The 6,000-nt window shown below is 55.9% G+C and carries 4 protein-coding genes and 1 pseudogene; 4 read left to right on the forward strand and 1 reads right to left on the reverse strand.

Annotated features, from left to right (window positions below; all coding sequences use genetic code 11):
- Positions 1-459: 459 nt before the first annotated feature.
- The 4 genes from MKK65_RS18545 (at position 460) to MKK65_RS18560 (ending at position 5,297) form a co-directional block, all read left to right on the forward strand.
- The gene (locus tag MKK65_RS18545) at positions 460-999 is read left to right on the forward strand and encodes a hypothetical protein (RefSeq protein WP_243959583.1); all 540 of its coding nucleotides are present in this window, start codon (positions 460-462) and stop codon (positions 997-999) included.
- A gap of 1,700 nt (positions 1,000-2,699) precedes the next feature.
- Positions 2,700-3,695 carry a GDP-mannose 4,6-dehydratase gene (locus tag MKK65_RS18550; protein WP_243959584.1) on the forward strand — a complete coding sequence of 332 codons (996 nt, stop codon included), beginning with the start codon at positions 2,700-2,702 and terminating at the stop codon, positions 3,693-3,695.
- A gap of 7 nt (positions 3,696-3,702) precedes the next feature.
- A complete protein-coding gene (locus MKK65_RS18555) occupies positions 3,703-4,422 on the forward strand; it encodes an NDP-sugar synthase (protein WP_243959586.1) in 720 nt (239 codons plus the stop codon).
- Positions 4,419-5,297, forward strand: a complete 879-nt coding sequence (locus MKK65_RS18560; RefSeq protein ID WP_243959589.1) for an NAD-dependent epimerase/dehydratase family protein — start codon at positions 4,419-4,421, stop codon at positions 5,295-5,297. Before MKK65_RS18555 ends, MKK65_RS18560 begins: the two co-directional genes overlap by 4 nt.
- 356 nt (positions 5,298-5,653) lie before the next feature.
- On the opposite strand, the pseudogene MKK65_RS18565 reads toward MKK65_RS18560, so the two are convergent.
- Positions 5,654-6,000, reverse strand: a pseudogene (locus tag MKK65_RS18565) (hypothetical protein); the annotation flags it as partial.

Genomic DNA, 6,000 nt, shown 5'->3' on the forward strand with positions numbered 1-6,000 from the left:
TTATTATCGCCGTTGGCATGGGTTGTCAAAGCTTGAATGTGTTGATCCCGGGGGGGCGATGTCTATGAAATAATTTAATCCTTTGTCGATGATGTTTAAGGACGTAAAGAGCTCCGCATATCCAGACTCCTGCATTTCCAGGCACCGAAACGTTGGCATTAATAAGGTTGATACGAACCACGATCACGGAATAAGTCCGGTTTGGCTGAGTCGCGGTGGCGTTGACGTAGGCGGGTTGGAACCATACTTTTGGGAGCGGTCTACACCCCCCTCAATGCCAGCCGCGTTTGGCGGGAACGTTTAAGATATCTTTATGCCAGGCAATGTGCTGCCCACATCGCAGAAGCTCCTCGAAGACCTATCTAGACTCCACAACGACATTCCAGCTCGTTGTTGACGCTTCAAGGGTCCTATGACCTATGACCGCTTACGAACGAATGTATGCAGTGAGGCCCGCCAATGGCTGAGGACAACACCCTAACGAAGGCGCTGGTTGATGTGCGAGCGCGGAGGGCTGCGCTTCAAAGCGATTATGACCGGATCTCTGCGGAACTGACCAAATTGCGCGCAGCGGAAGCTGCTCTGACGGCGATTGTCGAGGGCGTCCCACTGAAGGACATGGCCGTCCTTCGTTCATCTGACAATCCGCGACCGTCGGCCGAGGATCAAGCTGCGTCTGGTCGCAGTGGGCGACGCGGAGCTCGCGGTCCAAGATCGAACTCGGCCAAGGGACGCCTAAAAGCTCTCCTTGGCAGCGCCGGGCCACAAGGATTGACCCATGCGGAGATCGCGGAGCGCTTGCCCGACGTCGCCCCGAACACCCTCAACACCTATCTCAGCATGATGGTGACGGGAGGCGAAGCGGTGCGGAAGGGCGACTTCTTCACCGCCGCCGAGGGATCCGAGGATGAGACCGACGATACCGATACCGAGTCCGACCAGAATGAAAGGGCATCCGACCATGAGGATCCCCATCACGAGACGGCTGCAGCCGAGTGAGCGCAATGGATGGAGAGTGACCTGAGGCGCCCTCCCCCAACTGAAGCTTCCACAGCTTGGAGGGGGCGGCAGCGCCTCGAAGGCGCATGCGAGGTTCCCCGGGGTCGCGGCCGCGTCTCGCGACCGCTGCGCCGGCCTGCTACTATGATATCCGTCGCCCGGTCGGAGCGGCGTCATCAAGGGCCATGTGCCATGCGGTCGATCCTCTTGCTCTGCTCTCTTCTGCTCCTGCCCACGCCGGTGTGGGCAGCCTGCCGGTGCGCGTGCGTCAGGGGCGTGATGCGGCCTATCTGCCAGCAAACCGATCTAGTCGAACCGATCTGTACCGGGCTTTGCACGGATTCTGTCCGCCCCGAGACCGTTGTGAAGCCTCTCGCGGGCGGACAGCAGGTCTTCAACCCGGTCGAGCCCTTCGATCCCGCTCCCCCCGGTCTGGTCCAGAGGGACTTGAACTTGAGTTCCGACACGCGCGGGAATCCGCTGGGTACCGCTGGTGTCCAGAGCGGTAGCGATGCGCTCTCTAGCTCCGCCGCCGGAGGAGCGACGTCGCGTTGAGCGCCGAGTTCTAGACCACCGGTCATCAGGTGGTATTTATTAAGGTTCACCGGATCCGCTTTCTGGCCCGCCTCAGGCTGGCGACGAAAGGCGCCCGATGATCGGCAGCATTGATGTACTGGGCAGGCAGCTGGTACGGGAGAGATCGTGTCGCTCTTATGTGACTATAACCGGGGAGGACGCTCGATCACAATACGCAGGTTCAGGTTTGTCCGGCCCAGAGTCGTGGCGAGCGTTTCCCCTGCCGTCTTTGCCATTACATATTCCCTGGTTTCGGGCCGTGCCATCGTTGATGGCGTTGGTCGAGGAGTAGGACGCAGCAACTTGGTCGCGACGTTCGAGGCAGAACAGGCTCAGGTCATAGAACGCGTAATGGTAGACGCGTATCATCTCTTTAAAATAGGACGGCTCGAGTAGTGCCCGCTTCTGGCGGAAGATGCCCAGCGTTGCGATGTGATCGAGCTAGGACAGTTTCATCGCGAGCGATTGCAGCTGAGGGCGATTGGTTCGGCGGCGACGTCGCAGAGGACCTGGCGTCGCCTGCCACCGTTCCGGATCTCCGGGGCGAACGTCTCCACCTCGCGCACCTAACGCAAAGTGATTCCGGTTTAAGCATGATGGTCACGGGGGCGAGGCAGTCCGGCCGACTGATTTCCTAAGGGCCGCAACGGGATCCAATTGGGGCTTCCAAAGGGACCCCGGAGGAGGCCGAACCGGGAGCGTAGGATTTTTTCAGACGAAGAGACCTACCACGACAATCCAGGGGCGGGGTGAGCGAAGCCGGGCTATCCCCAGGTCGTCAGGCGCCCGGGGCCACCCACACGGCTGTGGAGAGGAACTTTTCACGGGGGCTACTTATGCCGCTAGCACAAATGACGCGTGATCGTTCGGCGGCCGCTGGTTCAGGAGCTGCTCCTGCGGTGGATCAATCCGACAACGAGAGCTGCTGAAAGATCCACGACATAAGTACGCCGGCGTCTGCGACTGGCTCGCGCATAAGCGCGACCGTCAAGCAAGCCTGATTAAGAAAACAATCTCTATATGCGCTCCCATGCCTTAAGATCGACAGGTCGACCAAGAAGGGCTATCGCTCGCCGCGTTGAACAGCGCCCGCGATCCCTAGCTCCGGTGAGGCTATCGAAATCATGGAAAATACATTTAAATCAAAAAAGATCCTAGTTACCGGTGCTGCGGGATTCATCGGCAGCCATGTTTCGCAAGCGCTCTTGAGCCTTGGCGCCAACGTGACATGTATGACGCATTATAATTCATCGTCCAACATTGGCAACCTGGAGTTTCTCCCTCCCGATTGCAAGGCTAAGCTTAAAATAATTGCAGGCAATATCGAAGACAGCGATTTTGTTTTTCGCGCTGTTGAAGGGAATGATATTGTACTTCATCTCGCCGCGCTGATCGCGATTCCCTATTCATATATAGCTCCAAGAAGCTACCTTAGGACTAATATCGAGGGAACCCTTAATGTGCTAGAGGCGGCTAGGCGATTGCGCGTTTCACGAGTTGTCCATACTAGTACTTCGGAAGTTTACGGCACAGCGCTTCGAATTCCGATAGATGAGGATCACCCGCTGCAAGGTCAGTCGCCATATTCGGCGAGTAAGCTAGCTGCTGACAAAATTGCGGAAAGCTATCATCGCTCTTTCGATACTCCTGTAGTCACGCTCAGGCCTTTCAACACTTTCGGACCACGACAATCTGCACGGGCTTTTATCCCAACAATAATTTGCCAAGCCCTTGAGCGCGATGAAATACATCTCGGTTCGCTCACGCCCCTTCGCGACATGACCTTTGTTGATGACACAGTCGACGGATTTCTTCGCGCTGCCATTGCACCCGGCATTGAAGGAGAAACTATCAATCTCGGTACTGGCTCAACGTTCAGCATTGGCGACTTCGCCGATCGAATTTTGGCACTGATGGATGCAAAAAAGCCGATTGTACACGACTCCCGTCGTGATAGACCGGCGCGCAGTGAAGTCATGAGATTGGTATCTAATAACGCAAAGGCTAAAAGCTTGATGGGTTGGGAGCCAAAAACAGATTTGGATGACGGGTTGCGAAAAACCATTGAATTCGTCGACCATCACCGTGAATTGTACCGTCCCAACGTATTTGCGGTATGAGGCTGCCATGAAAGCGATCGTTATGGCCGGCGGTAAGGGTTCACGACTGCACCCCTACTCCGCAGTTTTCCCGAAGCCTTTGATGCCGCTCGGTGACATGCCGATTTTGGAGCTTCTACTACGTCGCCTCAAGGCAGCTGGGGTCACCGAAGTCGTTCTTGCGGTCAATCACCTCCGACATCTGATCGAGGCGTTTTTCGGAGACGGAAGCCGAGTCGGAATACCGATTACCTACAGTGTGGAGGATAAGCCGCTTGGAACGGCGGGGCCGATCGGCCTTGCCCTGGATCGGCTCGGCGAGACCTTCTTGCTAACGAATGGTGATTTGCTCACCACCTTAGATATTCGGCGCATGATTGAAGAGCACTTACAGCGCAAGGCTGCTGCAACTATCGGTACATACTTGCGGGAGATGAAGAGCGAGTTTGGTGTTCTGGAGACCGACGAAGAAATGCGCATGGTGGCTTACCGTGAGAAACCTACGTTCGAGCAACTAATCAGTATGGGGATCTATGTTCTTAACACGGATGCTGTTCGGTCGTATATTCGGCCAGGCGAGCACTTAGATATGCCGGATCTAGTGCGGGCTCTCGTGGCAGATAATCAACATGTCTATTGCCACCGCGACGATTGTTTCTGGCTCGACATAGGTAGACCTGCCGATTTCGCTCTCGCTCAGGAAATGTTCGAGAAAGATTCGAGCGTTTTTCTGGAATCTTTATCTTGAAAACTGCCTTTGTGACTGGGGCGAATGGATTCCTTGGGCGGCGACTTGTTTCCGCGCTCAAAGAGGATGGATGGCGGACGACGGGAATCGTCCGCCACGACCCTGAAGCGGGCGACCTCGTCGTCCATTCACTACGAGAAGAAAATTTCAGGACTGCGCTCACTGATGTCAAGCCGGATTTAATTATCCATGGCGTCGGCACAGCAGGCCCGATGTCGCCTCGAAACTTATTCGAAGCAAATCTTCTATGCGCAACTGATCTGTTTTTGGTTCTTGATCAGCTCGATCTCGGAACGGCAGTGGTTCTCATTGGGTCAGCTGCTGAGTACGGTTATGTGTCTGCACGGGATTTGCCAGTCTTAGAAGAGCATATCTGCGTACCGCTGACTACATATGGCGTTAGTAAATTCGCGCAAACGGCGCTGGGACTGTCTCAGAAGCACCGCCCGGTTCTATGTGCTCGCTTGTTCAATCCTGTCGGGCTCGGCATGCCGTCTTACCTTGCGCTGGGTGACTTTACCGATCGGATTCGTAGAGGTGAAACAGAGCTGCGCGTCGGAAATTTAGCCGTTCGACGTGACTTTATTTGTGTTGACGAAGCTGCGCGATTGATCTGCGCTCTCTGCATGGTTCCTGACGCCTTTGGACAAGTGATCAATATATGCGCCGGTGAGGCCTTCGAACTGAAGGATATTGTGACCCAGTTGACCGAGATCGCACCTCAAGTTGTCAACATCGTCACAGACCCCCTTCGGGTACGAGGTGGTGAGATGCCAGAATTTTACGGCAGTACCGCACGGCTTCGGCGATATGGAATCACCCCGAATAGACCCGACTTTACGAAAATTTTGAAAGGGATGATCGCACATCTGTAACGGTGCATTTTGACACCCTGATATTAAGTCATTTAAAGTAGAAATAGTGTCAAGGCGCCATATATAGTTTGGTAGACCCATTAGGTGCGCCCTGAACCACAAGCGCGACTTGCCGTTTCGACCACGACGAAGGGCTGCCGATCCGGTTCAAGTTGCCCGAGCATATACGGGCTTGGCGTTACCCCCGGGCTGACCCGCTATTGCTGGTCTCAACGAGGTTGGGCAATGGACTTGATGTTCGACCGTTATCTTCGATGGCCTGTTCCAAGTCCTGATAGCTATGGACTGCCGCAAACGAGATGCGCTCTTGCTGAAGCCTGGAGCCAACTTCCAGGCCTATCGAGAGGTCGACGCGCTTAATGCACTGACGCGGCTACTTGGCCGGTCGAAAAGCCTGCGCGTGTGTCGCGCTCGAGCAGGGCGAACATGCACTGAAGCCAGAGTTGCAGACGCCAGGGTACAGGTTGGTCGCTGGCGTCGAGGAGGTAGGCAGCATTTCGCGCCAGATGCGCCGCGGAGGTCTGGTGCTCGGCGGCGTAACCCTGCTCGGCGGCGTAACCCTGCTGGGCGGTGTAGCGGTGGGAGCACACGCCGCCCGGTGGCCATCTGTCATCTCCCGCACTACGACAGCGCTGCCTGTCAGCGAGATCACGTGCACCACGGCTGCGCGGATTGGAACACCCGGTGGTAAGCGTCTGAGCAC

The organism is Methylobacterium sp. J-001 (genome assembly GCF_022829565.1).
Classification (GTDB): Bacteria; Pseudomonadota; Alphaproteobacteria; order Rhizobiales; family Beijerinckiaceae; genus Methylobacterium.

What these genes read in the sequence shown, in the direction of transcription:
- MKK65_RS18545 (WP_243959583.1), top strand. Translation starts at nt 460, where the DNA reads ATGGCTGAGGACAACACCCTAACGAAGGCGCTGGTTGATGTGCGAGCG.
- MKK65_RS18550 (WP_243959584.1), top strand. Translation starts at nt 2,700, where the DNA reads ATGGAAAATACATTTAAATCAAAAAAGATCCTAGTTACCGGTGCTGCG.
- MKK65_RS18555 (WP_243959586.1), top strand. Translation starts at nt 3,703, where the DNA reads ATGAAAGCGATCGTTATGGCCGGCGGTAAGGGTTCACGACTGCACCCC.